At 64.4% G+C, this 25,149-nt stretch carries 29 protein-coding genes and 1 pseudogene; 18 read left to right on the top strand and 12 right to left on the bottom strand.

The genetic code is table 11. From position 1 onward, the window contains the following. The first annotated feature begins 230 nt into the window (after nt 1-230). The gene (locus tag JWS13_RS44380; RefSeq protein WP_206011397.1) at nt 231-3,719 is read left to right on the top strand and encodes a serine/threonine-protein kinase; all 3,489 of its coding nucleotides are present in this window, start codon (nt 231-233) and stop codon (nt 3,717-3,719) included. 44 nt (nt 3,720-3,763) lie between these two features. Then, entirely contained in the window at nt 3,764-3,934 is a 171-nt protein-coding gene (locus tag JWS13_RS44385; protein ID WP_206011398.1) for a hypothetical protein, read from the top strand. 339 nt (nt 3,935-4,273) lie between these two features. Here the strand turns inward: JWS13_RS44385 and JWS13_RS44390 are convergent, their stop codons facing one another. Further along, complete coding sequence (locus tag JWS13_RS44390; protein WP_206011399.1) at nt 4,274-5,080, bottom strand: VOC family protein; 807 nt, start codon at nt 5,078-5,080, stop codon at nt 4,274-4,276. 578 nt (nt 5,081-5,658) lie between these two features. Between JWS13_RS44390 and JWS13_RS44395 the strand changes: the two genes are divergently transcribed. The 9 genes from JWS13_RS44395 (at nt 5,659) to JWS13_RS44435 (ending at nt 10,754) form a co-directional block, all read left to right on the top strand. Next, nucleotides 5,659-6,066, top strand: a complete 408-nt coding sequence (locus JWS13_RS44395; protein ID WP_206011400.1) for a DUF3224 domain-containing protein — start codon at nt 5,659-5,661, stop codon at nt 6,064-6,066. A gap of 160 nt (nt 6,067-6,226) precedes the next feature. Then, entirely contained in the window at nt 6,227-6,667 is a 441-nt protein-coding gene (locus JWS13_RS44400) for a VOC family protein (protein ID WP_206011401.1), read from the top strand. Between the two features lie 63 nt (nt 6,668-6,730). After that, nucleotides 6,731-7,267, top strand: a complete 537-nt coding sequence (locus JWS13_RS44405) for a dihydrofolate reductase family protein (RefSeq protein WP_206011402.1) — start codon at nt 6,731-6,733, stop codon at nt 7,265-7,267. Then, entirely contained in the window at nt 7,170-8,102 is a 933-nt protein-coding gene (locus tag JWS13_RS44410) for a glycoside hydrolase family 43 protein (RefSeq protein ID WP_206011403.1), read from the top strand. Before JWS13_RS44405 ends, JWS13_RS44410 begins: the two co-directional genes overlap by 98 nt. A gap of 371 nt (nt 8,103-8,473) precedes the next feature. Further along, complete coding sequence (locus JWS13_RS44415; protein ID WP_206011404.1) at nt 8,474-9,313, top strand: hypothetical protein; 840 nt, start codon at nt 8,474-8,476, stop codon at nt 9,311-9,313. 4 nt (nt 9,314-9,317) lie between these two features. Beyond that, on the top strand, nt 9,318-9,509 hold the full coding sequence (locus JWS13_RS44420) for a hypothetical protein (RefSeq protein ID WP_206011405.1): 192 nt from the start codon (nt 9,318-9,320) through the stop codon (nt 9,507-9,509). Beyond that, a complete protein-coding gene (locus tag JWS13_RS45810) occupies nt 9,510-9,980 on the top strand; it encodes a hypothetical protein (protein ID WP_241032552.1) in 471 nt (156 codons plus the stop codon). Nucleotides 9,981-10,217: 237 nt separating this feature from the next. Beyond that, on the top strand, nt 10,218-10,388 hold the full coding sequence (locus tag JWS13_RS46595; protein ID WP_241032553.1) for a hypothetical protein: 171 nt from the start codon (nt 10,218-10,220) through the stop codon (nt 10,386-10,388). Between the two features lie 45 nt (nt 10,389-10,433). Further along, nucleotides 10,434-10,754 carry an SRPBCC family protein gene (locus JWS13_RS44435; protein WP_241032554.1) on the top strand — a complete coding sequence of 107 codons (321 nt, stop codon included), beginning with the start codon at nt 10,434-10,436 and terminating at the stop codon, nt 10,752-10,754. Here JWS13_RS44435 and JWS13_RS44440 read toward each other — a convergent pair. Beyond that, entirely contained in the window at nt 10,735-12,000 is a 1,266-nt protein-coding gene (locus JWS13_RS44440) for an IS256 family transposase (protein WP_206010612.1), read from the bottom strand. The genes JWS13_RS44435 and JWS13_RS44440 overlap by 20 nt on opposite strands. On the opposite strand from JWS13_RS44440, the gene JWS13_RS44445 reads away from it, so the two are divergent. Next, entirely contained in the window at nt 11,978-12,313 is a 336-nt protein-coding gene (locus tag JWS13_RS44445) for an SRPBCC family protein (protein WP_241032555.1), read from the top strand. The two genes, JWS13_RS44440 and JWS13_RS44445, sit on opposite strands and share 23 nt — an antisense overlap. A gap of 106 nt (nt 12,314-12,419) precedes the next feature. On the opposite strand, the gene JWS13_RS44450 is transcribed toward JWS13_RS44445, so the two are convergent. Both JWS13_RS44450 and JWS13_RS45820 read right to left on the bottom strand, forming a co-directional pair. Continuing rightward, nucleotides 12,420-13,523, bottom strand: a complete 1,104-nt coding sequence (locus tag JWS13_RS44450) for an anti-sigma-D factor RsdA (protein WP_206011407.1) — start codon at nt 13,521-13,523, stop codon at nt 12,420-12,422. Continuing rightward, a pseudogene (locus JWS13_RS45820) lies at nt 13,507-13,775 on the bottom strand (RNA polymerase subunit sigma); the annotation flags it as partial. The gene JWS13_RS44450 and the pseudogene JWS13_RS45820, both read right to left, overlap by 17 nt. Before the next feature lie 948 nt (nt 13,776-14,723). Between JWS13_RS45820 and JWS13_RS44455 the strand changes: the two are divergent. Continuing rightward, nucleotides 14,724-15,137 (top strand): hypothetical protein, encoded by a 414-nt coding sequence (locus JWS13_RS44455; protein WP_206011408.1) that lies wholly within the window; start codon nt 14,724-14,726, stop codon nt 15,135-15,137. 174 nt (nt 15,138-15,311) lie between these two features. After that, nucleotides 15,312-15,545, top strand: a complete 234-nt coding sequence (locus JWS13_RS44460) for a hypothetical protein (protein WP_206011409.1) — start codon at nt 15,312-15,314, stop codon at nt 15,543-15,545. Here JWS13_RS44460 and JWS13_RS44465 read toward each other — a convergent pair. Then, the gene (locus JWS13_RS44465) at nt 15,542-16,702 is read right to left on the bottom strand and encodes a helix-turn-helix transcriptional regulator (protein ID WP_241032556.1); all 1,161 of its coding nucleotides are present in this window, start codon (nt 16,700-16,702) and stop codon (nt 15,542-15,544) included. The genes JWS13_RS44460 and JWS13_RS44465 overlap by 4 nt on opposite strands. 87 nt (nt 16,703-16,789) lie before the next feature. Between JWS13_RS44465 and JWS13_RS44470 the strand changes: the two genes are divergently transcribed. Then, the gene (locus tag JWS13_RS44470) at nt 16,790-17,260 is read left to right on the top strand and encodes a grhN (protein ID WP_241032557.1); all 471 of its coding nucleotides are present in this window, start codon (nt 16,790-16,792) and stop codon (nt 17,258-17,260) included. Nucleotides 17,261-17,271: 11 nt separating this feature from the next. Further along, a complete protein-coding gene (locus JWS13_RS44475) occupies nt 17,272-18,075 on the top strand; it encodes an MBL fold metallo-hydrolase (protein WP_206011410.1) in 804 nt (267 codons plus the stop codon). 244 nt (nt 18,076-18,319) lie between these two features. Here JWS13_RS44475 and JWS13_RS44480 read toward each other — a convergent pair whose 3' ends face one another. From JWS13_RS44480 to JWS13_RS45825, 5 genes are all read right to left on the bottom strand, one after another. Then, nucleotides 18,320-19,297 (bottom strand): ornithine cyclodeaminase family protein, encoded by a 978-nt coding sequence (locus JWS13_RS44480; protein WP_206011411.1) that lies wholly within the window; start codon nt 19,295-19,297, stop codon nt 18,320-18,322. Beyond that, nucleotides 19,294-20,220 carry an ABC transporter substrate-binding protein gene (locus JWS13_RS44485; RefSeq protein ID WP_206011412.1) on the bottom strand — a complete coding sequence of 309 codons (927 nt, stop codon included), beginning with the start codon at nt 20,218-20,220 and terminating at the stop codon, nt 19,294-19,296. The genes JWS13_RS44480 and JWS13_RS44485 overlap by 4 nt, the downstream gene beginning before the upstream one ends. Before the next feature lie 23 nt (nt 20,221-20,243). Next, nucleotides 20,244-21,719: an MFS transporter gene (locus JWS13_RS44490; RefSeq protein ID WP_241032558.1), complete on the bottom strand. Its 1,476-nt coding sequence runs from the start codon at nt 21,717-21,719 to the stop codon at nt 20,244-20,246. A gap of 177 nt (nt 21,720-21,896) precedes the next feature. Beyond that, on the bottom strand, nt 21,897-22,538 hold the full coding sequence (locus tag JWS13_RS44495; RefSeq protein ID WP_206011413.1) for a GntR family transcriptional regulator: 642 nt from the start codon (nt 22,536-22,538) through the stop codon (nt 21,897-21,899). Nucleotides 22,539-22,689: 151 nt separating this feature from the next. Further along, on the bottom strand, nt 22,690-22,893 hold the full coding sequence (locus JWS13_RS45825) for a PDDEXK nuclease domain-containing protein (RefSeq protein WP_241032559.1): 204 nt from the start codon (nt 22,891-22,893) through the stop codon (nt 22,690-22,692). A gap of 81 nt (nt 22,894-22,974) precedes the next feature. Here JWS13_RS45825 and JWS13_RS44505 point away from each other — a divergent pair, with 81 nt between their 5' ends. After that, nucleotides 22,975-23,199, top strand: coding sequence for a hypothetical protein (locus tag JWS13_RS44505; protein WP_206011976.1), 225 nt, complete (start codon nt 22,975-22,977; stop codon nt 23,197-23,199). A gap of 39 nt (nt 23,200-23,238) precedes the next feature. Here the strand turns inward: JWS13_RS44505 and JWS13_RS44510 are convergent, their stop codons facing one another. Beyond that, nucleotides 23,239-23,418: a hypothetical protein gene (locus JWS13_RS44510; RefSeq protein WP_206011414.1), complete on the bottom strand. Its 180-nt coding sequence runs from the start codon at nt 23,416-23,418 to the stop codon at nt 23,239-23,241. 17 nt (nt 23,419-23,435) lie between these two features. Continuing rightward, nucleotides 23,436-24,104 carry a hypothetical protein gene (locus JWS13_RS44515; RefSeq protein ID WP_241032560.1) on the bottom strand — a complete coding sequence of 223 codons (669 nt, stop codon included), beginning with the start codon at nt 24,102-24,104 and terminating at the stop codon, nt 23,436-23,438. 220 nt (nt 24,105-24,324) lie between these two features. Here JWS13_RS44515 and JWS13_RS44520 point away from each other — a divergent pair, with 220 nt between their 5' ends. After that, complete coding sequence (locus tag JWS13_RS44520; protein ID WP_206011415.1) at nt 24,325-24,924, top strand: recombinase family protein; 600 nt, start codon at nt 24,325-24,327, stop codon at nt 24,922-24,924. The last annotated feature ends 225 nt before the right edge of the window (nt 24,925-25,149 follow it).

A 25,149-nucleotide genomic window follows, 5' to 3' on the forward strand; every position in this document is an offset into this window, starting at 1 on the left:
CTGGTCGGTGGGGCGAGGCCACGTTGGAAGTTCTCCTCCACCAAGGGTTGAGGTACGGGGGACCATCCGTCGGCGGCATAGCATGAGGAGGGGCATCTCATGAGGTGGTCAGATGATTGTGCGCGATATTGTTCGTCGGTTGCGGTGGGATGATTCCTCACGGCATGACCGGTTGATCGGCGTGCGCAGGTCCGTTGCCCACGACAGTGGGTGCTATCGAGGCGACGAAGATGTCCGACTTCGCCGCGCCTGACGCCCAGGACTCCGTGATTGCGGCGGAGTTGGCGGCGGAGGGGTACGAGAACGTCATGGTGGTCGGTCGGGGCGGGTTCGGTGTGGTCTTCCGCGGCTTCCAGCGCGCCCTCGAGCGGACGGTGGCGGTCAAGGTGCTCACCGCGGACTTGCATGCAACCAACGTTGAGCGATTCCTGCGGGAGCAGCGCGCGATGGGCAGGTTGTCGGGCCATCCGAATATCGTGAACATTTTTCATTTCGGAACCACCGCGAGCGGTCGGCCGTACATCGTCATGCAATACCACCCGCAGGGTTCGTTGGAGTCGAGGATCCGGCGGCGGGGTCCGCTCGCCTGGCGTGAGGCGCTTGCACTCGGTGTGAAGGTGGCCGGTGCTCTGGAAACCGCTCACCGGTTGGGCACACTGCACCGCGACGTGAAACCCGCGAATATCTTGCTCACCGATTACGGCGAGCCGCAGCTGACCGATTTCGGGATCGCCCACATTACCGGCGGCTTCGAGACGTCGACCGGGACGATCATCGGGTCTCCCGCGTACACCGCCCCGGAGGTGCTGCAGGGGCAGCCACCCACGCCGGCCTCCGACGTGTACAGCCTCGCGGCAACCCTCTTCTGCGCCATCACCGGGCATGCTGGGTTCGAACGCCGCAGTGGTGAGCAGGTTGTCGCCCAGTTCCTGCGGATCACCTCCCAGCCGATCCCCGACCTACGCGAGGCCGGGATCCCCACTGATGTGTCGGCAGCCATCGAAGATGCCATGTCGGGCAGGCCGAGTGACCGACCTGCGACTGCTGTCGAGTTCGGCGACGAGCTTCGACGAGCCGAGGGCCGGAATGATCTGGTCGTCGTCGACATGGCGATTCCCGCCGAACTCGTCGCCGAAGCGGGCGATGACCTTCCCGGCGGGGGAGCGACCCAGGCCGAACGTCCAGCCGATCTTCGAGCCCGACCCACCCCGGCGTACTCGGTGCACGCCGGGGTGGGTCGGACGCCCATTACTCCCTCGACCAAGTACCGGCCCCCGTCGCCGAATCGACCACTGGTCACCCGCCGCCGCTTGGTCGACGCCCTGCGCATCGGCCAGGGACGGCATCTGACGGTGATCCACGCACCCGCCGGGTATGGGAAGACGACCCTGGCCACCCAATGGCGCGACATTCTGATGGAGGAGGGGGTGGCGGTTGCCTGGCTCTCGGTCGATCCCGACGACAACAACGTCGTCTGGTTCCTCTCGCACCTGGTGGAGGCGATCCGACAGGTCCGGGTCACCCTGGCCGAGGAACTCGGTCAGGCACTCGAGGAGCACGGGAACCAGGCCGAACGCTATGTCTTGTCGACTCTGATCAACGAAATTGACCGCAGCGGGGAATCGGTGGGTGTCGTCATCGACGACTGGCATCGCGTGACAAGCAAGGAAACGCGGGCCGCACTGGGCTTCCTGCTGGACAACTGCTGCCACCACCTGCACATCATCGTCACCAGCCGCACACGGTCGGGGTTGCCCCTGAGCCGGATGAAGGTGCGAAACGAACTTCTCGAAATCGATTCTGTCGAACTGCGATTCGACCTGACAGAGACGAGAACGTTCCTGGTCGATCTGGGCGGGCTGAGCCTCGGGCAGCGCGACGTCGAGGACTTGACCGATTCGACCGACGGCTGGGTTGCCGCCCTTCAGCTGGCTTCGCTGTCGTTGCGCGGTTGCGACGATCCGACCCGGATGATCAGCCACTTGTCGGGACGCCATCAGGCTATCGGCGAGTTCCTCGCGGAGAACGTACTGGACACGCTCGACGCCGACGTCCTCGATTTCCTGATGGCCACGTCGATCACGGGGCGCGTATGCGGCGAACTCGCGTCCGTGCTGGCGCGGGTGCCCAACGGGCAGGGGCGGCTCGAAGGGATTGAGCAGTGTGATCTGTTCCTCCGACGAATCGACGACGAGGGGGAATGGTTCCGGTACCACCACCTCTTTGCCGAATATCTCCGTCGCCGTCTCGAGCGGGACCAACCCGACAGGATCGAAGGTCTCCATCGCACGGCATCGGTGTGGTTCGCCGAACATCAACTTCTCGGCGAGGCCGTCGATCATGCCCTGGCCGCGGGGGACGAGCAGTGGGCCGTCCAACTGGTCGAGCGTGATGGGACGTATCTGCTCGAGCACTCGCAGATGTCCACGTTGCTGGGGCTGGTCGCGAAACTGCCGCCACTGGCCGTCGCCGACAGCCCTCGGCTGCAGGTGGAGGTCGCCTGGGCGAACATTCTCCTGCATCGGTCCACACCGGCCCAAAGGGCTCTCGATCATCTGTCTGTCTCTTTGGATCGGAGCGGGTTCACGGAATCGGAACGAGAGGATATCCGCGTCGAGGCAGGTGTGGCCGCAGGTGTCCTTGAGATCTACGCCGATAGAATCGCGGGCGGGGAGCTGTTCGGGGAGGCCCTCGCGCGGCCGGACACCCTACGTCCCTGGGTGGTGTCCGTCGCCGCGAACGTCGCGACCTTCGTTGAGATCTACCGATTCGACTTCGCTGCCGCCCAGAGGATCCAGGACTGGGTGCGCACCTACCACGACCGTACAAATGGTCCCTTCAGTGTCATGTACGGATATGCCTTCGCCGGCATCGCCGCCTACGAACAACTCGAGCTCGCGGTGGCCGAAGACCAGTTCACCAACGCGCTCCGCGTCGCACGACAGGCCGGCGGAACACACTCCCATGCGGCCCGCCTCGCCGGCGCCCTCCTCGGTGAATTGAGGTACGAGCAGGGAAACCTCGACGAGGCCGAACGGTTGATCGACGAGGGCTACAAGCTCGGATCCGAGGGCGGTGTCGTCGATTTCATGATCGCCCGCTACGTCATCGGCGCCAGGATCAAAGCACTGCAAGGGGACCGTGAAACCGCTACCAGATATTTGCAGGAAGGATCACGAACAGCGGATTTCTTGTCACTCGATCGCCTTCGTGCGCGAATCGCAAACGAACGGATGATACTGGGATTGCCGACGAAGTCAGTCTCCGCTGGATCGCCGCGCGGGGCGCCCGACAGTGGGATGCACGGAATAGGCCGGGTAACCGCGCAGATCGAGGACGATACTGCGATCCGGTTGTTGCTCGCCGAGGACGCACCGCAGCACGCTACTCGCGCGTGCATGTCGGCGCAGCAGTGGGTGAACGACCTCGAGGGGACCGGGCGGCGCCGAGCCGCCCTGCACGCCACTCGTTTACTCGCCGCTTGCCTCGCGGCGGCTGGGCGGATCGACGAGGCGAAGTCGGCCCTTGCCGAGGTGGCGGCGATATGCGACGAGCGCGGATTGAACCGTTTCCTGCTGGACGGCGGTTCGCACACCACTGCATTGCTACTCGCGCTCCGCGATGATCAACGAGCGGGGCGCTGGCGGTCGAACTGGACGCCGGTGTCGGTTACCTTCCTCGAGGCGATGTCCACGGCGGTGCCGACGATGGACACGTGATGTGATGAACAGGATGCCGCAGGTGCCTACAGGTCGGTGTCGGCGTGATCGGCTTCACCGCGCTGGCGCAGGGACTGCTCACCAACAAGTATCTGAACGGGGTCCCCGACGGCTCCCGCGCCGCCGCCGGCTCCTCCCTCGACCCGGCCTCGATCACCCCCGCGGTGGTCGAGCAGCTGCGCGCACTCGACGACATTGCTTCGGCCCGTGGGTAATCGCTCGCACAGATGGCATTGGCGTGGGCGTTGCGGGACCCGCGGGTCACCTCACTCGTCATCGCCATCGACGAGCACTCCGTGACCACCGCGGACGTCGACGTGGGCTGCCGCCCGCAAGGGTGAGATCTAGCGATCAGCAACGCGAGGGGCCTGCACCGAATCGATCCTGGTGCAGGCCCTCTACGGCGTTTCCGGACCCCTGGAGGATCAGGTGCGCGTTCGTCCGGTGAAGTCGTCACCGACGGCTCGGCCGTGGAGCCCGTCGGCCCCAAACTCGTCAACGCGATCGGCTCGAGGAGCGTCCGGGTGCTCACGGTGGCAGACCGGGTGTTCGTGTCAGCCCTGCTGGCCGGGGAATTGGCCTACGGTGTGAGTGGGATCGATGACGCCGAAGACCTCGCTCTGCGGTGCCTGGACGATGCCCATTCGGCCGGCGGGACTGTCGTCGGCACCCATGATGACGGTGGCGCCCAGTTCGGTGGCCTTGGCCAGCGCGGCGTCGGTGTCGTCGACCTGGAACCAAGTCAGCCAGTGGGCCGGGGTCTGACCGGGCATCTTGGTGTCGTCGCTGACGCCGCCGATGCCCTCACCGCCGGGCAGAGCGAACGTCGAGTAGACGAAGCTGTCACCGTCACCGATTTCGGTATAGGACCAGCCGAAGACCTGGGCGTAGAAGTCCTGGGCCTGTCGGTAGCTGCGGGTGTGCAGTTCGTTCCAGCAGTAGGCTCCGTGCTCGTTGAAGATGCCCGCGCCGGTGTGGGTCTGGGCCTCCCAGACCCCGAACGCCGCGCCGGTGGGATCGGCTGCGACGAACATGCGGCCGACATCCATCACATCGAATGGCGGCATGAAATTCTGACCCCCGGCGGCGGTGACCTTGGTTGCGATGTCGTCGGCGCTGTCCGCCGCGAAGTACGTCGTCCACGCCGAGGGGACGGACATTCCCTCGGGTTTGGGGCCGATACCGGCGGCCGGCTTGCCGTTCTTCAGTGCCATGAGATATCCGCCGGCCTCCTCTGGGCTGTCCATGATCTCCCAGCCGAACAGACCCGCATAGAACTCGCGGGCCTTCGCGGTGTCGTCGACCTGACAATCGATCCAACAAGGGGTTCCCTGCGGCCAGGCTTCGTCACGTGTGGGCATCTGTGGTCCTCCAGTGATCGGGTGTGATTACACGGGACGCCGATACGGCCCGCACCCTCAGCCAACCAGCCCTGGGCTACCCGGTGAACGAATCGAATGAATTCGAGTTGAACTGATCCCCGCAATCTCGTCGACAACGCCGCCTGGTACGTCGCGACGACTGTGCACCTCGACATATCTCGGAGCGGCGCCTCCGCGCGGATCGCCTGGGCTGTTCGACGCCGGCATCCGAGTGGTGTCCATCGGTTGTGGGTCTCGGCGTTCGGCATTGGTGGAACGCTGTCGCAGTGCCCGTTCTTTGCTTGGCGATCTACCATGCCCAGCAGCGACGGGACAGACGTGGCGCGAAACGGTGGGTGGCCGAGGTCGTTGACCTCCTGGGATTCTTCGACCTGTCAGCGGACTGGCGCGCAGTGGAGAAGGGCCTGCAGATGCTCTGTGACCGTGGTCGCCGCGCTGTTCGATTCCCGTCGGCGGCCTTCAACCGCACGCAAATCGGAGCACCCTGGTGACTGTTCGTTCCCGGACGGTGCAGAGCCCTCGCGGGTTGTCAGTCGGGTCTGGCATTCTTTGTGTTCATGGCTGACACCACTACACATCGAACAGTCGAAGCCCAGTTCGACATCGACAGCTGGGATGAGGTTCCCTATGACGAGCCGGACGAGGGCCCGAAATTGACCCGGGTCGTGATTCGCAAGACCTACCGAGGAGCACTCGAGGGAACCGGGGTGGCGGACGTTCTCACCTCGCAGGGCGCCGACGGCGCCGGTTACGTTGCCTCGGAACGCATCCAAGCGATTCTGGACGGCCGGCGCGGGACGTTCGTGATTCAGCATGGCGGTCTGGCCGACGGCGCGGACCAGACTACGTTCGGGACCGTGATCCCGCATTCCGGCACGGCGGAGCTAACCGGATTATCCGGGCAGGCCACCGAGGCCCGCCAAGGCGTCCTGACTCTCGTCTACAGCTTCGAGAACCCGTCCTGAATGGCGAACGGTGGCCGGCCACGTGGGACCGTGGCCGGCCCTGGTTGAGCCGGGCACAATATTCCGCACGCTGATCCACCACGGAGCTCAATGTCGAGATCCAAGCTCGGGCTCCGTCCCAGCGTCGAATCGGCAGGACACCAAGTGGAGGATGGATCCCGTGGGACACGTACAACGTTTCGACCATATCGGCGTCACCGTCGCGGACCTCGACTCGGTAACGGCGTTCTTCGTCGGGCTGGGCCTGGAGGTGGAGGGCACCGGATCCGTGGAGGGCGAGTTCGTGGAGACCGTCTGCGGCATTCCCGGCGCGCATTGTGAGATCGTGATGCTGCGTCCGCCCGGCGAAGGGTCCCGGCTGGAGCTCTCGGCCTTCGTCACGCCCGACCACGTGCCTGGATCGCCAACAGCGATGGCGAACGAGCTGGGGCTGCGCAATGTGTCCTTCGAGGTCGGCGACCTGCAAGCCGCCGTCGACGCGGTGGCTGCGGATGGGTACGGGCTCATCGGCGGCATCGGCGAGTACGAGAACAGCGTGCGGATGGCCTACGTGCGTGGGCCGGAAGGGATCATCGTGTCCCTGTTCGAGCAGATCGGCTGACGCGCGTGCACCGATGAATGTCGGGTGGATCCGTGGTCGATACCTCTGGATACACCGACAGCGGTGGGTCTGCGCGGGTACGGTTCCGGCGCGGGACGAAGCACAGGGAGGTACTGGGATGAGGAGTCGATTCTGGGCTTTTACGTGTCGCTCGACGGCAAGAGCGCTGACGCGGACAACGGAATTCGAGGCGTCATGATGAGCATCGACGACCCCGAGCAGGAGGAGTGCTTCGTCAGTCGGCTGTGGGATGCGGGGACTTTCCTCAGGGACCGTAACACCTACGAGATCATGGCCGGCTACCGGCCCAGCTCCGACCACCCGTCCGCCCAGGCCATGAACGAGATCCCCAAGGTGGTGTTCCCTCGTGCCCTGACATCCGCCGACGACTGGCCCGTCACCGTCCGCAGCGCCTGCGGCCAAAGTTACGCATGGTGCGCCTGCTGTCAGGGATACTGCACCGGTGATGGTGACCAAACGGACCTGCTTCTCGGCCATATCGATGGTGCTGCTCGCTGTCGCGGGCCTGCTGTTCGCGACCCCGGGGAGCAGCGCAGCCGCCCCGCCCGCCTGGCGATACACAATGGTGGCGTTCAGTAACGTCAGCGACCGCGACATGGATGTATACGAGTCGAGGGACGGCACGGAGTTCCAACCCGTCGGACTGTCGGCGTTTCGGCCCCCGTCAGGGCTTGTGCGTGACCCGAGCATCTTCCGGAACACAGACGGGTTGTATTACGTCACCTATACAACAGGCGGCGGTGCGAATATCGGCTTCGCGCGCAGCAGCGACCGCATCAACTGGACACCCCTGGGAAACTATCCGGTCCCGTTTTGCTGCGCACTCATGCCAGGCACGGGGGATGGCACAGGTTCTGCGAGCCCGCCGGGCTTCTCGGGATCGGCCGGGTTCAAGGACGGACCGTCGCTGTCGCCATTCGTCACCAAAGCCTGGGCGCCCGAATGGTTCGTGGACGGCGACCGCGTCAACGTCATCCTGTCGCTGTCGACCGGTGGAGGATTCGTGCCGTATCTGATGACGGCACTGGAACCATCGCTCAGGTTGTGGAGCCCGCCCGTTCCGCTCGCCGGGATCGGCGCGGACCACATCGACACCACCGTGGTCAAGGTGGGATCGACCTATCACGCGTTTACCAAGAACGAGACGAAGAAGGTCGTCGAGCATGCGGTCGCGACGTCGGCGACGGGACCCTATTCATTCGTTCCGCCCGGAAATTGGGGTTCGCTGGTGGAGGGCCCCGCCCTGGTTCAATTGCCGAACGACGCCTGGCGGATCTATCTCGACGCCTACACCGAAGGAAAGTATCTCTACTCCGACAGCACGGATGGGCTGCGCACCTGGTCGCCCGTGCAAGAGCTTCCGGGGCTGTCCGGGACAGCGCGCCACTTCGGTGTGATGACAGAGCCGGCATGACGACGACTAGTACTACAGTCGCGTTTAGGGCGACTGTAGTACTAGGTAACGGTTCCGCCGTCTGCAATTAGAAATCCGGATCTGTGCACGTTGCCGATCGGTCACCGGTCATCGAGAAGACGGCGAGCACCTACCTGCCTTACGATACTTACACTCGCTGTATCGTAAGAAACGTAGTGGCGGGGTTGGAGCGGATCATGAGGGACGAAAGCGTCAACGCAGGTCACAAGCGCGATCGGATTGTGAATCGGAGCGCGGGTTCCGGACGGTTCGGGTCGAAGGCTGCGGCCCGGTGGCCTGGCCGTACCGGTGTCGCCGCTGGTCGTTCCCTGCCCGTCCCGTCACCGGCGGTTCGTGGTGGAAACCGTGTCATGGCGGAGCCGCGGATCGCCGTTGGCCGGGCGGCCGGCGCCCTGGTCCGGGAGCTCCCGAAGAGCCCACTGGAATGGCAGCGGGAGATTACCAGCGTGGTGTCTTCGTTCGAGGGTGCGTCGCGTCGTCCGTCCGGTGGTATCGAGGTCGACTTCGAGTTTCGGTTCGATCTTCGTGCGACGGGGCTGGCGCTGCCCTGGCTCACCGACGCTTTCCGAACCGCACTGGACGCCGCGAATCTCTCCGACGCCAGTGGTGTGGTGATGCGGGCGTTGTTCGACACTAGTGATACCGATGTGGTCACCATCCAGTTGCGGCGGCTGCCACGTGCCACCCGTGCCGTCGTCGCCGAGGGCGCCGGTGGTGCCCGGGCATCGCGTTCCGCACGTGGTCTCGCCGATCAGGGCTCGACCGGAGGCGATGCGGTCGAACTGGAAACCGCGACAGGCAACCTCACCTACGAGTCTCCGCTCTCCTTGTCCTCCGAGGCGATTTCCTCGATGGAAGTCTCCGAGATCCTCTCACCGTCGGGGAATGTGAATCGGGCACTGGCCAACGCCAAGCGGAAGGCTCATCAACTCCTCGGGTTGAAGGTCGGCAACCAGTATCGGTACCCGCTGTTCCAATTCGACCGCGAGCGCAAACAAATCCGCCCCGTCGCCGAATCTGCCAACCGGCTCATGGAGAGCGACCTCGACCCGTGGGGAACCCTGGACTGGTGGTTCACCGAGAACCCACTGATCGACGACCAGCGGCCGGTGGACCGCCTGATCGCGCAGACGCTGACGGACGCCGAGGTGCAGCTGATGGTGGCTGCCGAGCAGATGGGCATGGACTGACCGGGTGAGTGAGCGCTACAACGGCCGGCCCCCGCAGACCCGGGTGATCCGCGCGGGCACCGCACTGCACCGAATTTCGGGGACCGGATCTCCGTACCCGCCGAACTCGTTCAACAGGAGCGGCATCCGCGCACTCGGTGACTCGCTGCAAGGGCGGTTCGAGCCGATCGACGACTCCCACGGCGGATACCTGTAGGTGGCGCTGTCCCTCGCCGGAGCGGTCGCGGAAGGCATCCTCCGCGACATCCCCATCCCGCGGTCGGGGATCGTGCGCCGGAAGCGGCTCGCGGACAAGACGCACACCAAGATGGTCCTGGGCCGCGACGTCACCGTGGCCTCCCTGCTGGACGGTGACCTCCGGTCCCTGAACCTGTCAGGGACCTCGGCCGGTTGCGACCGCTCCGCGTACGCCTGGTCCCGAACCACCTGTCACCAGATCCTCGACACTGACCCGAACACGGACGGCGTGATCTACCGTTGCCGCAACAACCCCGCCGAACTCGCCCTGATGCTCCTTGACCGCGGACCTCTGGACTCGACCGCACTCACTATCGCCGAATCCAACGACGTGCTGACCGACCCGGGCACCTTCGACGAGGTGATCAAGGTCCTCGACGAGGTCCACCACCTGAAATACGTGGGTGCGGGCAGCGCCCGGCTCCCATAGCTCGACTCTCACTCGCGGCTCGGGCGCAGTTCGATTCACCGTGGCGCCAAGCCGATATTCGGATTAACTTGCAGAGCAGGTTGATTCAATGCGTCGCACGAGATGTCGCCTGAGTTCAACTCGCTGGACGATGCACTCACGTAGCCCTTCAAAGGCAAAGCCTGAATTCTCTGCAAGGAGGCGCCAGCGACATCGACACTACGGCTGTTCTGACGCGTCAGCGGTGGGCGGGACGGGATGACTGATCTGTTCGTCGAGGATGTCGCCGTGGCCGGCGTGACGCGCGAAGTGCTCGATCGCGAGCAGGTAGATAAACCGCAGGTTGACGTCGCCGAGGCGACGGTACAGGACTGCCAAGACGTGCTGAAACCAGATCCGTTCGGTGACTGCGGCATGCTCGAGCAATAGATCGTCCACCGACACCGAGGCAGCGGGGCGCTACTCTGCGTGTGTATGAAGAACACCGTCTCGATCGAGATCGCCCTGCCACGGGAGACAGTGGTACAGCTGCTCGCCGATTCGGCACACCTGCCGAAGTGGCTGCGGGGTCTGGTGCTGCACGAGCCACTCAGTGGGGCGCACGGCCAGGTCGGTACCAAATCGCGGGTCGTGATGCAGATGGGGAAGCAGAAGATCGAGTGCACCGAGACCATCACGCGTCGGGAACCTGCAGACCTGCGCGGGATCCCGAAAGGGAGCGTCGTTCACTTCGACGGGAGTGTCCGATTAACGGTGGATCCGACCTCGGCGTCGGTTAGTCACCGTTCGGGGTGATGCGGCCTTCGAAGGTGATTGCGAACGCGTTGAGCGCTGGCTTCCACCTCATCACCCATCGTGCCTTACCCTTCCCGGTGGGGTCCAGAGCCCGTGTGGCGAGATACAGACATTTCAGGGCTGCTTGCTCGGTCGGGAAGTGTCCACGGGCCCTTATCGCGCGCCTGTAACGGGCGTTGACGGACTCGATTGCGTTTGTCGAGCAGATGACTCGTCTGATCTCGACGTCATAGTCCAGGAACGGCACGAACTCTGTCCACGCGTTTCCCCACATCCGTACGATCGCCGGATACCGCGCGCCCCACTTCCCGGCGAATTCATCGAATCGTTCCTTGGCCGCCGACTCGGACGGTGCCGTGTAGACCGGTCTGAGATCACGCGCCATCTCATCCCAGTACTGCCGGGCAGCGAACCGAAAGGTGTTGCGTATCAGATGAATAATGCAGGTCTGCACCACTGCGAGTTCCCACACCGTGTTGATGGCATCGGGCAATCCCTTCAACCCGTCACACACCACGATGCAGACGTCGGCGACACCGCGGTTCTTGATCTCCGTGAGCACTGAGAGCCAGAACTTCGCACCCTCACCACCGTCGCCGGCCCACACACCCAGAATGTCGCGTTCGCCGTTGACGGTGACCCCGATCGCGACGTACATCGGCCGGTTCGTGACCTGCCCATCCCGCACTTTCACGTGAATCGCATCGATGAAGATCACGGGGTACACCCGGTCCAACGGACGGTTCTGCCAGTCGGTCATCTCGCCGACGACCTTGTCGGTGATGCGCGAGATGGTGTCCTTCGACACCGTCGCTCCGTAAATATCCTGGAAGTGGGCAGAGACCTCACCGGTAGTTAAACCCTTTGCTGTCAAGGATAATACGATCTCATCGATACCGGTCAGCCGACGTTGACGCTTCTTGACGATCTGCGGCGCGAACGAGGAATCAGTATCCCTCGGGACATCGATTTCCACAGGTCCGATCTCGGTCAGCACCGTCTTCGTCCGGGTGCCGTTGCGTGAGTTCCCGCTCCCGCGGCCGGCGGCGTCGTGTTTCTCGTAGCCAAGGTGCTCGGTCATCTCCGCGTCCAGCGCGGTTTCGAGGACGTTCTTGGTGAGCTGATTCAATAGCCCGTCCGGGCCCATCAAATCCACCCCCTGCTCCTTGGCCTGGGCCAGGAGTTGCTCGGCCAACTGCTTCTGATCCACTTCGGTCGCTGCCATGGGATCCAGTGTTTCGGTCATCATCGATCCTTCCCGCCAAGCAGCAGCTCGGCGTGTCGAACCAAGATCAGATCAACCGTTATTCAGACAGTCCCACTTCGACCGCGAGATCGTCGGTGAGGGCATGTGGAGCGCCGTGCGAGACCGGCTGACCGAAGCCGGTCCGGAGACGACGCTCTGGGTGAGCGAGAGCGAATACCGGTTCAGCGGCTTGCTGATGCGGCTAGTGGGGCTCTTGATGCCTGGCGCCTTCCGCAAGCAGTCGCAACAGCACATGCAGGACTTCAAGGCGTTCGCCGAGCAGGGAAAGGACGTCCGCGAATCGAAGGACTGATTTACGATCACTGCTCGTCGCCCGAAGAGTGGGGAGAAGCCAGAGCTGACGGCGGGCCGACCACTGTCGGGAACGTGCTCGGGGCGGGGTGAGCGGGTGGAGCGGGTCAGCTGGTCGGGACCGGCGGCGCCAGCGGCGCCGAGGAAGGCTCCTGCGACGGCTGCTGGGTGGGTGGCTCTGTCGGGTTGTTCGGTGGGACAGGCAGGGGTGGTTGTGTGGTCGGGTTGTCCGGCGGCGGCGCGGGGAGTGGCAGTTGTGGGGTCGGGGTGTCGGACGGGACGGGCAGGGGCGGCTGCGGAGGCGGGACCATCGTGATGGGGGGTTCCGGGTTGGTGGACGGCAGCGTCTCGGGCGGGAGTGTGAGGGTCGTCGTGGGTAGCGGCGGCGGTGAAGTGGGCAGCAGTTCGGGGGGCTGAAGATCCGTCGGCAGGGTTCCCGGCAGCTGCTCGATTCCCGGAGCTGTCGTGGAACCGGGTGTTCCCGGAACGGTGGCAGGCAGTTCAGCGGTCTGCGTTGGCGCGTCGGTGGTGGTGGTACCGGGCGTCGTCGTCGCGGCCGGCGGCGTGGTCGGGGACATCTTCTCGACCTCCGCGGCCAGCTTCGCCCGCCACACGTCGAGTTCGTTGCGCATGTCGGCGTCGCGCACCCCGCCCGCACGATCGGCGGCACCGTCGAGCAGGTTCTTCGCCGACTCCGCGTCTCCCACGGCGATCAGCCGCTCGGCCTCCTGCAGTTGCGACGTGGTGTCGATCTGCGCGACGGTCGAATCGGCCTGCTGGCTGAACACGACCGACTTGACGCTCCACAGCGGATCGCCGGGTTCGGCGTCGTACGAGAATATGGTGGCACCGCCCATGACGACCGCGATCGCGGCGGCAGCGCCCGCGATGGGTCGCAACAGGCGGAGCTTGCCGCGGGCGGCGCCGCGTGCGGAACGAACGTTGTCCGAGGCGTCGATCGCCGCGATCACGTCGTCGAGCAGCGGCCCGGTCGGCATCGGCGTCGACACGATGTCGGCACGCCAATTGGTCAGCAGAAGCGCGAGCTCGTACTGCTCCGGCGAATCCGTTGCGACGGGACCGCCACCGGCGATCGCATCGATCAGCGCATCGTCGCGGCGCACAGCCGTGACGTCCACCGGTGCGTCGTCTCCTGGGAGGTCGGCATCGGGATTGCCGTTGCGATCGGAGCTCCTAGCCAAGCCTCTCACCTGCCCTCGTCACTTGCGATGGCTTCGTGTCGAGCCGCGCGAACAGCTCTTGCGGTACTACCCACGGTCGGGGCCCGTCTCCTCGGCTGACATACCGACTACGAGGTGGAGCATGTCTTCCGGTGCCTTTCCGGCAGCGTGCTCAGCAGTTCGTTCATCTGCCTGCTCGCCTTGCGAGTCCAGCGCCCTCTGGTCGGGTCCGTCATCGTTGACTTCGTCATCTGGTTTGTCGGCGCCGGGGTCCGATTTGTTACCGCACGTTAGGGAGGGTGACAAGAAATCGGAGCCCTCCACGTCGGTTGTGGGTCTGGTGTTGGTTCGAACGCAGTCGGTTGCCGCAGGACCACACCCGTTCTCTGTGGGCCGACCCCGGCGCACTCGGGCGGTCCTGAGGCCCTGGGCCGGGGTCGACGTTTGCAAGGGCATCGCTTCGTCGGGGTGGACGATCCTCCTCGTTGGATTATTCCACCGTTGGCCGGTAGCTGGCGAGGCTCAGCAGTTTCGCACCCCCGGGGGGCGAAGACGCCGTTGATGGGCGGCAGAGGTTGTCGTCTTGGTCGGAGCCGAGGTCAAGTCGCCGGACTGCAGCCGCCGCCGACGACGACGGTGGCCGCGCGCATGCTGCGCTTCGCAGTCCTCACGGCGGGGTTCTACGGCCTACCCCGACGTCGACGGTGCGCTGGGAGTTACTGACCTCCTCCCAACGGATCGGACTGGGTATGCCTTCGCCGCTCGCTGTGGCCGGCAACGATGCCGCACGGCGACGGACTCATCTTCTGGCTGCTGATCCACATGTCACCCGTGCAGATCGGAGTTTCCCTCGGCCGGATACGCGCTCGGATTTGAAGCGCAGGCGCTCTCGGCCTTTCATGCTCAACTCGGTGAGTACTTTTCGCACACGCCAGCGACCGCGGATCGGCGATTACGTCCACCCTGATCCCGCGGACGGCGGCGGACCTCGATGTGTGCGCTATCGCCCGGGGCACCGTTTGTGCGCCTTCATTAGGGAAGCGAACCGACCGTGACTTTCCTCCGGCCGCAGACCATGATGGAACCAACCGGTCTTGTCGAGAAATTTGTGTCATCGCGTGATGCTGGAATGGGCCAGGCAAGAGGCTGTCTCATAACCCATGTTGGCGAGTTGCCCGGCGTCCGGTCTCGATGTCCGGAACGCGCAAGTCCGCAACCTGGAGGTCCGCAATGGCTGACTACAACAGCGTCGTTTCGTTGTCCCGCGCGGAATTTGAGCAGTCGGGGCCGAGTGAGGCCGAACTCGAAGACGAAACCAAGTCAACGAAATCCGATGACGAAGATATTGCACGGATGGAGCGGCTCCTGGATCTGCGGGAAGGCATGCTGGCCGGTGATCGGTATTACCTGGAAAGAATGTACTGCCGATGCGGACGTTTGCTCACGATGTACGATTTCGTGTTCACCGGACTGGTGGATGGCGGCCACTCGAAGTCGCTGATCGTGCATACATTTGTCGGAAATAAACTTGTTGTCAACGAGCCGCGACGCATCAGATGTTCGGCGTGTGGCGAAATCGCGCGGCATAGCCCGTGGTACCGGATGCCGCAGAGCTATGGTTGCAGGCCGGCCCATCTGGAATAGAGTCAAACCTCCCGCACGTGCGGGAAGCCTAGCCTTCCGAGTGTCGAAATCGCCTGTTGGTGCCCTGTTCATTCGACATCTGGTCACCGATCCGTTGTCCGGGCATCTTCTGCGCGGATTTCGCATCGTAGGGATGGTGCAGAGACGATTTCGATGTGAGCGGTGACGTGGCGGGTGACGATGGTGGTCATGCTCGCGGTACCGATTGCACTCATAACCCTGTTGGCGGTGCTCACTGGCGTGGGTGAGTATCGCCGAACCGACAACAAGATGGGCTGGTCATTGTTGGCTGTGTCGTATTTCCAGCCGTCTGGATTGCCTGGTACGTCCGCGACGATTTCGGCCAAGCGACACGGGCGCACCCTGCCTGACTTGCTGCAGCCCGGTAGCCGATCAGCGATCGTCTAGCGACCTGTGCGGCGCCGACGATCCGCGGGCCAGGGGCCACCCCGGAGCGGCCGGTCTGCGAGCGTGCGTTTTTCGTTGTCGCGGAACCGTGGTTCGTAGTGGTGAAAGAACACCTTGCCGACCAGGTCGCGTCGACTGCGGACGCCGGTCTTGTCGAAGATGCTCTCGAGATGTTTTTGGACGGTGTACGCAGACACGGAGAGTGCGGCCGAGATCTGCGAGGTCGACGCCCCTTGCAGTACCATCGCGGTGACTTCCCTCTCGCGCTCGGTCAGCCCGTAGGCCGACATCAGCAGGGGGTAGAGCCGGCTGGGGTGCGCGGGCTCGACGATCACCGCGATCCGCTGGCGGCCGGTCGACGCCAGGCACGCACCGTGCAGCACCAGCCACGCTCCGGAGCGGGAGAGCACCCGTGAGAGCGCGACCTCGCCGACGTGATCGCGGTCTTCCGCGGAACGCAGCACTCGGCCGGCGAGAGCGATCACGGCGGCCGGCAACTCGCCGCGATCCCAGTTCCCGCCGGGAAGATCCGCCATCCACCGGTCGACACCCGGAGTGGCCGATTCGACGTCCCAATTGTGGTCGAGGACGAGCAGGCCCGGCGAATCGGAATACTCCGGCTCCTCCGCCTGCCCGTACAGCAACGCACGTCGGGCGCCGCCGGCGAGGATCGGCGAAATCTCACGGAGGAAAGACTTCTCAATGTCGGTGAACCGGGGCATGCCCTCGTCCCGGTAGAGCGACAGCGCTCCCCAGGTCTCGCCGGAGCGGGTGCGCAGTCGGACGATCAACTCCTGATCGCCACCGAGTGTGCGGTTCCGACGCCAACGCGGGCTCTGCGACGGATCCCCCTCGGTTGCGTCGTGCAGCGTGGAAATCCCCGTGGCCGAACGCATCACGTCGGGTACCGATTGGACGTCGTCCTCGTAGTACTCGGCGGCCAGCCACTCGTTGGGGAACTCGTCCATGCCGAAGTGATAGTGGCTGGTCATCAGCAACGACGACGGGTCGACGGTGAACCAGCACGGCGTCCAGTAGTACGGGACCACCCCGGCCACGATGTCCGACGCGTCCTGCCACAACGCGACGAGGCCGCACGGTGCGGCGCACACTCGTGCGATCTTGTCGGCCGCGCACTGCACGGAATCCGTGCTCACCCGTCCATCCTAGGAGCCCGGACCGAACGCCGGAAATACCAGAAATCTGGAATGGTGCCCCCGCCGTGCCGGGCCTAGCGTCGGGGCATGTCGAAGTCCGAGACCGCGAAGGTGCGGCTGAGTCCCCCGTCTCCCCGATTGATGAGGCTGGTCAATCCGTTGGTCCGGCGTGCCCTCACGACCCGGTCGTTGGGTCGGCGCATTCGGCGCCAAGGACTGATCGAGTTCACCGGACGCCGTACCGGGCGCATCTTGCGGGTGCCGGTGTGCCTGCACCACGTCGGCGGTGACACGCTGATCTTCACCGAGCGGCCCTGGCGGTTCAACTTCGCCGGCGGCGCACCGGTGACGGTCACCCACCGGGGCCTGGTTCGCCGGGGGCGGGCCCTGTTGCTCGAGGCCACCCCCGCCGAGGGCGGCTCCGCATTCCGTGCCGCTCTCGACGACGGTGCCTCACCGTTCGAACTCGGCCTGAAGGTTCCCCGGGGATACGTCCCTTCCGACGCCGAGCTGGCCGAGATCGCCCGGTCGCTGATCCGCGTCGACTACGAAGCCTGAGGAGAGTTCCCATGCGCATCAACAGAATACGTCCCGACATCGCGGTCCTCAGCGACGAACTGGAAGTGCCCGGCATCGGACACCTCCCGGTGAACGCCTATGTTCTCCAGGCCGCCGAACCGGTGGTCGTCGACACCGGACTGAGTCTGCCCGACCGCGGGTTCCTGGACGCACTCGGATCGGTGGTCGACCCCGCCGACGTCGAATGGGTGTGGCTGACCCATCCGGACCGCGATCACACCGGCTCGCTCTTCGACCTGCTCGACGAGGCGCCCCACGCACGACTGATCACCACCTTCGCCGGTGTCGGCATCATGTCGTGCGAACGGTCCGTCCCGTTGGACCGCGTGTACCTGCTCAATCCGGGGCAATCCCTCGATGTCGGCGATCGCCGGCTGACCGCGCTGCGTCCGCCGCTGTTCGACAATCCGAGCACGGTCGGTTGCTTCGACGACCGCAGCGGATCGTACTTCTCGTCCGACTGCTTCGGGGCCCCGATGGAGACCGCGGAGCTCGCCACCGCCGATGATATCGGCTACTGCCTGCCGAGCGCCGTACGCGCCGCCCAGCACCTGTGGGCCACCGTGGACAGCCCCTGGGTGCACACCGTGGACCAGGAGAAATTCATGGCCACCGTGTCGGCCCTGAGCGCTCTCGAGCCCCGACTCCTCCTCAGCACTCACCTTCCACCGGCGGAGGGCCGCACTGCGGAGTATCTCGACATGCTCGCCGCCGCCCCGCAAGCCGATGCCTTCGTCGGACCCGACCAGGCCGCGCTCGAGCAGATGCTGGCAGATTTCGAACCAGCACACTGAAAGTCCCGAGGGGTGGAGCACGACCTTGGTCACGGAGTACTCACCACGACCGGCCGCAAAAGCCGCAAGCAGCGCCGCAACTACGTTCGCGCGATCCGGTGCCAAGACAAGGTGTGCGTCGTGATGCTCCGCCCCCGCCCTGGCCCTCGAGCGGCCTCTGGCCGCTTCATGCTGGGTGTGGACCATCCGAAGCAACCCGAACGTTCACCTGCGCCCGCGACGCCGCACTTTGCCGGGGACTTGTTCACCCGCTGAGGTTGATCGATGTGCCGATGCCTTGTGCAGTAGCGCGTTCGATGACGAGCTCGGCTGTGGCGAGATCTTGGAGTCCGATGCCGACCGATTCGTACAACGTGATGTCGGTATCGGACATGCGGCCTGCAGCCTTGCCGACGATGACATCACCCAACTCGGTGCGTGCGTCGTCTTCGGTGATGAAACCTTCGGAGATCGCGAGGAGCACGCCCCCCGATTTGGCCATTGCCGTCGGGAAGCTATCGACGACTACTTTTGCTCGTTGCATTCCGATGCCGTCGATTTCCCGGTGATCGGCGCGAGGCGGTGCACCGACTGCATTGACATGTTGTCCCGGTCTGAATGACACACCACGCACGATGGGCCGCCGGGACGGAGTAAGCGTGCACACGATGTCGGAGACCGCCAGGACATCCTCCGGGGATTCCGCCGATTCGACCGAAATGCCGAGAGTTGCTGTTGCAGCGCGGAAGCTGCCTATCGTCTCGGTGCTGCGTGACCAGACCACGATCCGCGTGATGTCCCGAACGGCGGCGATTGCGAATGCATGCTCGACCGCCAAGTTGCCGGCGCCGATCATACCGAGCATCGAGGGGGACCGCCTCGCGAGATGGTCGGTGGCAACCGCACTCGCGGCGGCGGTACGGATCGCAGTGATCGCCCGCCCATCGAGGATGGCAAGGGCCTCACCGGTGATGGCGGAGGACACCATGATCGTCGAGCGCTGGGTCGGCAGCCCGCGGTCGCGGTTCGCAGGTACGTCGCACAGGAGTTTCACCGCCACCATCCCGCGCCCACCGGTAGCCATGGGGAGCGCGATGCCGGACTCGGGTAACGCGATGGCAGAGGGAGCTGGGTTGGCACACTCACCCATCGCGAGACCTGCGTGCGCCTGCTCGACGGCTTTGCGCACTTCTTGTCGATCCAGGACCGAAAGGATGTCCGAGTGCGTCAACGCGAGAGTCATTGCAGGCTCGTCGAACTGGCGGTGGGGGAGAGCTGATCGACAATGCTGGTGTCGACAAGTTGCTCGAACGTAGGTGCCGTTTGGACCATCTTCTCCTCGTGCAGAATTCGCATCCACCTGTTGGTTGCATCGGCGTCGATGCATACGGTGTCCCACGTACGCGAGTGCAGCATCGTGTCGCACGACTTCGCCAGGACCGCGGCCGGAATTGCCGGCCAGTGAGCGGCGAGGAGGGGGGAAAGGTCGTCGGAAGTCACCGATTTGAGTAGCTGCATCGACTCCTGCAACGCTGATACGAACACGAAGAGCCGGTCGCTGAGCTCGGCGAAGCGGTCGGTGCGGCAATAGTAGACGCTGTTGGGCCCGAGGCCGCCCGCGACGGTGTAGTCGATGGCGATGTGCCCGGATGCCCTGTGCTGCAATATTTCTGCGGTTGTCATGTCGAGGATGATCGCGTCGCCCAGCCCCGCTTCGAACAGTTCGACGAACATCGGCGTCGACAGATCGCGTAGGAAGGTGATCGAGGAAGGGTCGACGCCGGACTCTCGGATCAATCCCGCGGTGAAGGCGAAGGGGGCGCTGCCTCCGATTCCGGGTGCCAATACCGTGGCGCCTTCGAGGTCGGACCAGGTGAAGTCCGGGTACTGCTTTCGAGTGACCAGCGCTTTGGGGAACTGGTGATTGACTTGTGCGAACACCGTGAGCTCGCGTGGCCCTTGTGCATACATTCCAGGAACCCACAATCCGCCGAGTGCGACATCGGCGGCGCCGCTGTCGAGGTCGTCGAGGACGCCGGTCCATGGATCGCATGCTGTGTCGTTGACGACGATGTCGCGTGCGCCGAACAAGCCTTCTTGTTCGGCGTAGTACTGGGGCAGGTAGTTCGGTCCGTGTGCGGTGGCGGAGATGTTGAGGTGCATCATGTCAGTTTCCTTCGGGGTGGTGGTCAGGCTGCGGTTGCAGCGAGGACCGGTTTTTCGGTGACGGTTTCCAAGGACTTGCCCAGCGTTTCCGGGCCGAAGCGCGCTGCGACCACGAGCAGGGCGTACATGACTGCGATCATGGAGAAGACGCCAGGAACACCGAAGCGGTCGAAGAAGAACAGTGCGGCGAACGGCATGACTGCTCCCGCTACGTTGCCGATGCCGTTGACGACCGAGGTGCCCATGGCGCGTACCGATGTCGGAAACAGCTCGGGTGACCAGACGGAGAGCATCGTGTTGAGCATCATGGTGAAGAACTGAAAGATCATTCCCAGCAACAGGATCAGAGCTGTGGTGTTGGCGAACGAGGCGAAGCAGACGGCCGAGATGCAGCCCAGGACGGCGGCGACGGTCACGGTGAGCTTTCGGGGCGCTTTGCCTGCGAGGTACGAGGCTGCGCATGCGCCGAACAGCGAGCCGATGTTCATGATCATGGTGAACGCCAGCGAGTCGGCCAGGGAGTAGCCGCGTGAGACCAGCAGGATCGGCATCAGGAACAGCAGCGTGACCTGTGGACCGAACGACATCCAGGACGCTGCTCCGATTGCTGCTGTGCGCCGCAGGTTTTGGCCCTTGAACACCTCGGTGTAGCTACTCTTGGTCTGGAGTGGGATATCGGCAACGGTGACGAATTGCTGTGTGGGGCCGGGGTTTCGCAGTCCGGCGATGCTGCCGCTGGCCAGCCGGGTGAGGCTTTTGTTGGCGTCGAGGACGCGTCCCTTGGAGAGTAGGAATCGGGGGGATTCGGGCAGGTATCGGCGGAAGAACACCACGAGTACGGCAGGGAGGGCGAGGAGGACGTAAGTCCAGCGCCATGCGCTGTCGTTGCCTCCGAGTGTTCCGTTGAGCGGGCCGAGGACGAGCCAGAAGAAGCCGAACGATGCGATGTTGCCGATTCCCCCGGAAGATATGTTCAACGTGGCCAGCAGTGATCCGCGGTGTCGGGTGGCAACGATCTCCGCCAAGATGGCCAGGCCGACTGTGAATTCGCCGCCCAAGCCGATGCCGACGATGAAGCGGCTGGCCAGGAGCATTTCGTAGCTCACCGACATCGCGCTGATGAGGCCGCCGAGGGTGTAGACCAGTAAGTTCAGGCTGAGTGCGGCTCGGCGCCCCCAGCGGTCCGCGATGTAGCCGCCGATGATGCGGCCGACCAACCCGCCTATCACGGTGGCGGTGTTGATCATGGTCAGCTCGGTGTTGCCGATGCCGAAGGACTCTTTGAGAAGCGTGCCCATGGCGCCCGTCGAGTTCTGCTCCAGGGAATCGAAGAACAGGCCGGCCATCAAAAGGAGGATCAACGCGGCCTGCACGCGACCGAAGCCGATGCGGTCCAATGCTGCTGTGAGTCCGGGTGTGGAGCTGGGATCCGGGGCTGCAGCGGTAACAGCTGTCTTGTCTGGTTCGGAAGAGAGTGTGCCGTTCTGGTTCTGGGACATAGTGGGCTCCGGGTGCTGAGTTATGGCACCGGCAGCAATTCTGTCGGCGAGCCGATCGCAAGTCGTCCCTGACTCCAACCGCGCTGCAGCAATTTGTATACGAAACCTGTTACGCCACCGTTTCCCAGCTGGGCATTTTCGTTACCGTCCTGAAAACACACCCAGATCGGTATACAATCAGGTCTGTTGGCGGTGTTCAGCTCCCGTTTGATCGTGGTCGAACTTCTCTGCGAAGTAGCGTTCGTCGCGGCGAAGGTGCTCGTCCATGAGGTACCCGGCCTGGGTGGCAGACCCCTTCACGATCGCCATTGCGAGGATGCGGTGGTCTCCGGACGAGGCTTCGGGATTGTGTCCCAATCCCCACTGCACTCGAAGGTTTACCGACTTGAGCATCTCGACCAGTTGCTGATTTCCGGACGCTTCGGCCACCAGTTCGTGGAACGGTGCGTGGTCGTCTTCGATGGCTTCGCCGTCGGCAATCGCGGTCAATTCACGCACAACAGAACCCCCATGGTTCTGGGCGGCGAGCTGCGCGGACAAGGTCTCCAGTCCTCGTCGAATCTCCAACAATTCTCGGCCGCCCTTGAGCATGGCGTCGGATACGGTTGCGCCCTTGTTTCTGACGATGTTGACGAATCCCTCGGATTGCAGGCGTGTCAATGCCTCGCGAACCGGGATTCGTGACACTCCGTATTGCTTGGCGAGCGCATCCTCGATCAGACGCTCCCCGGCGGACAACCGTCCAGCGAGGATGTCCTCTCTGAGGGCATGCGTGACCGTATCGCCGGTCGACCCGGGATGTGATGGAGGCTCAGTCATGACGAGAAGCCTAATGCCGAGCCGAATCCAATTGCTGGTATCCATGTTCGGAAGGCGTCCGCCGAGCGCAGTATCGACTCGCCGCGCATCGCGGTGGACGTAGCTGTGGTTTCGAGGCAGCGATCAGCTCAGCTCGGAAACTTCGGATTGTCTACTCCGGGGTGTGGTCGCCGAGCTCGAGGGCGACCGCGCGAGTGAGGGCGTCCTCGGCGGGAAGCGCGGCCTGCTCGGCGGGCGAGAGATCGAAGCGGGAGACGGCGATCGGCTGGGTGGTGCCGGCTAGCGCGTACCGGACGACGGACTCGTTCTTGTCCGCGACCAGGAGCATTCCGACCTTGGGCTGGTGCTGCGGCATGCGCAGCCGGTCCTCGGCGAGGGCGACATAGAAACCAGCCGGCCGGCGTCGCGCGGATCGAATTTCGTGTTCTCGCGTTCGATGACCACGTACCGGAGTTGGCCGACGTGGAAGAACAGAAAGCGACGAACCACCAGCGGGACGAGATCGGCGCCGAGCGCCTGCCCCGCTGCCGACGACGCTCGTTCCGGAACGGGATTCGCTGTCGTCGTCGCGACCGTGACCGCCGTCCTCGCCACGCTCGCCCTCATCTGGCGCTCGGATCCCGACCGCACGCAGGTATTCGCCCAACGCGGTGGCCGATGAGGTTTCGCGTGCGGATCCGGTTGCCCTACCGGAGAGTATCTATTCCGGGATGCCGAACTCGGCTCGGGTCGCGGCGAGAAGGGTGTCCACATGCTCGGCGTAGGTGGCGCAGGCGTGTGACAACGCCTGAAAGGCGGCGACCACCGGACGTGGGTCCGTCGCGCTGAACAGGGCCGGCATCGCGTAGTGCGGGCGGTGCACCGGGCCGTAGTCGAACATTTTCGCCGTCGGTGACTTCAGTCGTCGAAATCACGCAACGCCAGCACCTTTTGCAGCTCGGGATGCGCCGCGAAGTCGATCGCCGTCGCCGTGCTGGTCGCGGTCGCAGTCCTCGTGCCCGCCGCCGAGTCACGCCCCGGCTCCTCCGCGGCGGCGGGTGCCGGGGGCGGGGTGTTCTCCGGTACCCCGAAGCCGGGCATGTCCCACATCTGGGCCGGGGATTTCGTGACTCCGTCGTACGGCCACAACCGGATCCGCCACACGTCGCCGGGTGTCGTCGATCCCGGCCACCCATAGTTGACGAAGCCTCGGCCGGAAATCTCCACGGTGTACCGACCTGCAGGAACGAGGACCTCCACCGGGTCGGTTGTCGGTGACGACAAGGACAGCACCCCGCGGCCGTCGACCTCCAGGCGCCCCTCGCTGACCTGTTGCCAGTGATCCCGGTCCGCGGGTGGTCGGGACGGCCACACCTGCACCGTCACCGCCATCTGGAAGTTGTTCTGGTGGGGGCACAGCACCAGCAGCATGGCCCCGTTGCCGGCGCTGGGTTGATCGGCCTGGGCTCGTTCGAGGAGGGCGAGCTCGATGTCCGGATCGCCGAGGCCGCCGTCGAGACAAAACTGGCCGTAGTCCATCGCCACGGTCACCTGTGTTTCGCTGACCGGCCGGGTGCGCTCATCCATGCCCGTGATCCTGTCACGACGGCCAGACATTGCAGTCTCACCTCTCATGTACTGGCTGGTTGACTCGCTCGGTACGCGTCGCCAGTGGACTTGCCTACGGCCATGCACTGCGGCACTAGCTCATCGGGAGCGGGTCTAGCCGCCCTCGTCGTGTTATTCGACCGTTGAGTCCCAAGCACCACGCCGCCGGCGTTGCGCGTTCGAGAGATGGGAATCAGCGATGTACATCGGGTATGCACGAGTGTCCACCGACCAGCAAGACCTGACAGCGCAGCAGCAGGCGCTGCTCGGGCTCGGGGTGCCACCGGAACGGATCTACGTCGATCACGGCTTGACCGCTACCAATCGTCAGCGGCCCGGTCTGCAGAATGCCCTGGCAGCGTGCCGGAACGCCGACACCCTCGTGGTGACGAAGTTGGATCGTCTGGCCCGTTCGTTGCCCGATGCCCGGGACATCGTCGACGAGCTCACCGCCCGGAATGCCTGCCTGCAGATCGGAGCCACACTGCATGATCCGGCCGACCCGGTCGGCCGCCTGTTGTTCAACGTTCTGGCGATGGTCGCCGAGTTCGAGGGCGACCTGATTCGGGCGCGAACGAGGGAGGGGATGCGGATCGCGAAGGCGAAGGGACACCTGAAGGGCAAGAAGCCTAAGCTCAACCCACGCCAGGAACGGCACCTGGTCGAGCTTCACTCGTCGGGCGAGTACTCGACCGCAGAACTGGCCGACTTGTTCTCGGTTGGCAGGTCGACGGTATACCGGGCGATCAAACGCGCCCGCCGACCTCAACACGACGGATATTCAGATTCCGGTACCTAGCAATTTCAGTACTTACGAACGTCCGCAGGGGCGGCCGCCCCGGCGGAAGCCCGCTTCAGGGCCGCGATGATCGCTGCCCAATGGTCGGCGCAGGGCTCGACCGATTGCCGAACCGTCATCGGGACGATGACGGTTCGGCTATCAGACCGGCGCGACTGCGCTCAGCCGCATCGATTACTACGCGTGGACCGGGCAACGGCGCACCGGCCGGGTCAGCCTCGGGCG

Source organism: Rhodococcus pseudokoreensis (genome assembly GCF_017068395.1).
GTDB classification, from domain to species: Bacteria; Actinomycetota; Actinomycetes; order Mycobacteriales; family Mycobacteriaceae; genus Rhodococcus_F; species Rhodococcus_F pseudokoreensis.

Coding starts and splice junctions, on each gene's coding strand:
- JWS13_RS44410 (WP_206011403.1), top strand. CDS start 7,170: ATGGTGCTGCTCGCTGTCGCGGGCCTGCTGTTCGCGACCCCGGGGAGC.
- JWS13_RS44470 (WP_241032557.1), top strand. CDS start 16,790: ATGTCGAAGTCCGAGACCGCGAAGGTGCGGCTGAGTCCCCCGTCTCCC.
- JWS13_RS44440 (WP_206010612.1), bottom strand. CDS start 12,000: ATGACCGAAACACTGGATCCCATGGCAGCGACCGAAGTGGATCAGAAG.
- JWS13_RS44515 (WP_241032560.1), bottom strand. CDS start 24,104: ATGGATGAGCGCACCCGGCCGGTCAGCGAAACACAGGTGACCGTGGCG.
- JWS13_RS44415 (WP_206011404.1), top strand. CDS start 8,474: ATGGCGGAGCCGCGGATCGCCGTTGGCCGGGCGGCCGGCGCCCTGGTC.
- JWS13_RS44495 (WP_206011413.1), bottom strand. CDS start 22,538: ATGACTGAGCCTCCATCACATCCCGGGTCGACCGGCGATACGGTCACG.
- JWS13_RS44480 (WP_206011411.1), bottom strand. CDS start 19,297: ATGACTCTCGCGTTGACGCACTCGGACATCCTTTCGGTCCTGGATCGA.
- JWS13_RS46595 (WP_241032553.1), top strand. CDS start 10,218: ATGACTGATCTGTTCGTCGAGGATGTCGCCGTGGCCGGCGTGACGCGC.
- JWS13_RS44390 (WP_206011399.1), bottom strand. CDS start 5,080: ATGCCCACACGTGACGAAGCCTGGCCGCAGGGAACCCCTTGTTGGATC.
- JWS13_RS44380 (WP_206011397.1), top strand. CDS start 231: ATGTCCGACTTCGCCGCGCCTGACGCCCAGGACTCCGTGATTGCGGCG.
- JWS13_RS44455 (WP_206011408.1), top strand. CDS start 14,724: ATGGCTGACTACAACAGCGTCGTTTCGTTGTCCCGCGCGGAATTTGAG.
- JWS13_RS45825 (WP_241032559.1), bottom strand. CDS start 22,893: ATGCCGCAGCACCAGCCCAAGGTCGGAATGCTCCTGGTCGCGGACAAG.
- JWS13_RS44475 (WP_206011410.1), top strand. CDS start 17,272: ATGCGCATCAACAGAATACGTCCCGACATCGCGGTCCTCAGCGACGAA.
- JWS13_RS44510 (WP_206011414.1), bottom strand. CDS start 23,418: ATGTTCGACTACGGCCCGGTGCACCGCCCGCACTACGCGATGCCGGCC.
- JWS13_RS44490 (WP_241032558.1), bottom strand. CDS start 21,719: ATGTCCCAGAACCAGAACGGCACACTCTCTTCCGAACCAGACAAGACA.
- JWS13_RS44520 (WP_206011415.1), top strand. CDS start 24,325: ATGTACATCGGGTATGCACGAGTGTCCACCGACCAGCAAGACCTGACA.
- JWS13_RS44505 (WP_206011976.1), top strand. CDS start 22,975: ATGACCACGTACCGGAGTTGGCCGACGTGGAAGAACAGAAAGCGACGA.
- JWS13_RS44435 (WP_241032554.1), top strand. CDS start 10,434: ATGAAGAACACCGTCTCGATCGAGATCGCCCTGCCACGGGAGACAGTG.
- JWS13_RS44485 (WP_206011412.1), bottom strand. CDS start 20,220: ATGATGCACCTCAACATCTCCGCCACCGCACACGGACCGAACTACCTG.
- JWS13_RS44395 (WP_206011400.1), top strand. CDS start 5,659: ATGGCTGACACCACTACACATCGAACAGTCGAAGCCCAGTTCGACATC.
- JWS13_RS44445 (WP_241032555.1), top strand. CDS start 11,978: ATGGGATCCAGTGTTTCGGTCATCATCGATCCTTCCCGCCAAGCAGCA.